General features: G+C 53.2%; 2 protein-coding genes. Both read left to right on the forward strand.

The genetic code is table 11. From position 1 onward, the window contains the following. Positions 1 to 86 precede the first annotated feature (86 nt). The gene (locus tag HN413_08540) at positions 87 to 848 is read left to right on the forward strand and encodes a fumarylacetoacetate hydrolase family protein (protein ID MBT3390444.1); all 762 of its coding nucleotides are present in this window, start codon (positions 87 to 89) and stop codon (positions 846 to 848) included. A gap of 149 nt (positions 849 to 997) precedes the next feature. Continuing rightward, positions 998 to 1,951, forward strand: a complete 954-nt coding sequence (locus tag HN413_08545; GenBank protein MBT3390445.1) for a hypothetical protein — start codon at positions 998 to 1,000, stop codon at positions 1,949 to 1,951. Positions 1,952 to 2,077 lie beyond the last annotated feature (126 nt).

Here is a 2,077-nt window from a genome sequence, read left to right on the forward strand (position 1 = left end):
CTTCTGTTTGCACTAAAAAATAGATATGCCGTCTGTTTGCACAAAAATAAGGTCATAATTGAAGATAGCACCCAAGAGATTTATTTATGCAAATTATTCGATACCAAACCAAAAACAACCTCACCAGCTACGGCTGGGTTCTCGACGATAAAATTGGCTCCATTGACGGAAGTGTTTTCAGTGAGTTTCAGCGCAGCGAAGCCCGTATTCCGCTCGCAGATGTGCGCATCTTGCCCCCGGTACAACCCAGCAAAATTATCTGCGTCGGTCGCAATTATGCCGCCCATGCCGCAGAGCATAAGGCGGAAGTACCAGAAGTTCCGCTAATTTTCCTAAAACCGCCATCATCCATCATCGCGGCGGGCGATACAATTCTCTTGCCCCCACAATCGCAGCGGGTTGAACACGAAGCCGAATTGGCTATCGTGATTGGTCGTCAGGGCCGCCGCATAACCCCCGATCAGGCTCACGAATATATCTTGGGTTACACGATCGCCAATGACATCACCGCGCGTGATCTCCAGTTTAGCGATGGGCAATGGACGCGCGGCAAAGGCTTTGACACTTTCTGCCCCATCGGTCCCTGGATAACGACCGATTTTGATCCTTCCGATGCTTTAATCACCTGCCATGTTAACGATGATATGCGCCAGATGGCATCTACACGCGATATGGTTTTCACAGTGCGCCAACTGATAGCCTTTGCATCCTCAGTGATGACCCTCGAACCCGGCGATTTACTGCTCACCGGAACCCCCGCGGGGGTCAGTCCGCTGGCATCTGGCGACCGCGTCAAAGTAACCATCGAAGGAATTGGCACGCTTGAAAATCCAGTCGCCACTGAATAGCGCGAATATAATCACTTGCTATGTCTCCTGAATTAGATATCCGTACCGCCGTACTGACGGCCGTTGGTCTGTCACTCTTTTTTGCTGTTATCGCGCTAATCGGCGGAATTAACTCTATATTCAGAGGCCGACACATCCCATACTTCCGTATGCGCTACGAAAGAATTGTCAAGGGCTGGCGGCAGCTACTGCTCTTCGCCATGTTGCTTGCTCTTGCCTGGGTGCTGAATGCCTATGCCGAACCTGCAGCCTACAGTTTCTTTCCCCCTTCCATCACCCCAACGCTGACATCCACCATCACGCTCACCCCAACGATTTCACAAACCCCAACCATTTCACTCACCCCAAGCATCACGTACACCCCCGAGGTCTCTAACACCCCCACCCTGACACTCACGCCACACATCCCCCTGGCGATTGAAGCCCAATTCGAAGGTCAACTCACCCCGCCTGCAGATGTCATCTTTAGCAAATTGCAGTTCACCAATCAGGGCGTCGATTCGCTCTATCGCCCCATCCAGCCTGCAGAAGTTTTTCCCAATCCGGTTGGGCAGATGTTTGCCTATTTCACCTATGACGGCATGGCAGAGGGCACCCAGTGGACTGCGCTTTGGTATCGCGATGGAGAGCTGATCCACTTTGAAACCAGTCCATGGCAATGGGGCACGGGGGGCGCTGGTTTCTCGGAGTGGACGCCCAATGCCAATGATTGGCTACCCGGCGAATACCAGGTGCAAATGTTCATCGGTCTCGATTGGGTTGTCGTCGGTGCATTTGTGGTTGAAGGCCAGCCGCCGACGCTAACAACCACCGCCTCGGTCACAGCTTCACACACGCCAACGAGTACTCTCACCCATACAGTTACGCTTGGTCCATCGAGCACGCCATCACCAAGCCCTAGCGCGACCCCACCCAAACCCAGCAAAACCATCACGCCGAGCAACACACCCTGGCCGACGACTACCCCATCCGACACCCCCAAGCCAGTAACTGTCACGCCCTCGCTAACACCCATCCCAACCATCACGCGCTGGCCTACGGCCACCCGCATCACTCCCAGCGCAACGATCACACGCTGGCCCACCCCGACCAAAGACAATTAATCAAAAAAGGGTCTCGCATAAAACACGTTACCCTTTTTTGATTCTTTAAAGTATTTTATGCACGCAAAGGAGGATTTTTCAAACGCGCATACGCAACCGAGATTTGCGCCGCGATGCGGGCATTGT

The sequence above is a fragment of the Chloroflexota bacterium genome, from assembly GCA_018648225.1.
In the GTDB taxonomy this organism is placed as follows: Bacteria; Chloroflexota; Anaerolineae; order Anaerolineales; family UBA11858; genus NIOZ-UU35.